The organism is Thalassobacterium maritimum (assembly GCF_031127805.1).
GTDB classification, from domain to species: Bacteria; Verrucomicrobiota; Verrucomicrobiia; order Opitutales; family Coraliomargaritaceae; genus Thalassobacterium; species Thalassobacterium maritimum.
Window position 1 is genome coordinate 1 of record NZ_JARXHW010000205.1, and the last position, 600, is coordinate 600.

General features: G+C 54.2%; 1 protein-coding gene. It reads left to right on the top strand.

Annotation, left to right across the window (positions count from 1 at the left end; genetic code table 11):
- On the top strand, positions 1-600 hold a 600-nt coding region (locus tag QEH52_RS20040; protein WP_308952741.1), incomplete at both ends, for an alpha/beta hydrolase.

A 600-nucleotide genomic window follows, 5' to 3' on the forward strand; every position in this document is an offset into this window, starting at 1 on the left:
AAGTATGAAACTCATCCGCATATTCCTTTGCTCACTACTTGCTCTGAGTGCAAGCGTGCTCAGTGCGGATACCTATGGCTGGCATGCGGCTGAGGCGCGCGGTGACGAGCAGGCGGTATTGGTGCTCTGTCCTGGCATGAACGGAGACGGAGCATTCTTTCTGCACGAATCACCATGGATGGATTTTGCTAAGGCCAACAGCTTGGGTGTGATCGCGCTCGCTTTTAAATCGAAGTCTGAAAGAATGTATGGTGAAGCGCGTGAAGGGTATTACTGGCCGGAGCAAGGTTCGGGGAAAGCTTTATTGGATGCGGTTCGCACGACTTACGGTCGCGATCTGCCCATTCTGATTTATGGCTTTTCAGGTGGCGCGCAGTTTACCAGCCGCTTTGTGGAGTGGGCACCTGAGCGTATTATCGCGTGGGCCGCATATTCAGCTCAATTCTGGGATTCGCCGCAAATCAGTGAGGCGAATCCCCCGGGTATCGTGGCCTGTGGCGAGCACGATGGCGGACGCTGGTACCCCAGCTTTTCTTATTTTTATCAAGGTCGGCAGCAACATAAGCCTTGGGTCTGGGTGAGCCTTCCAAGGACCGGACA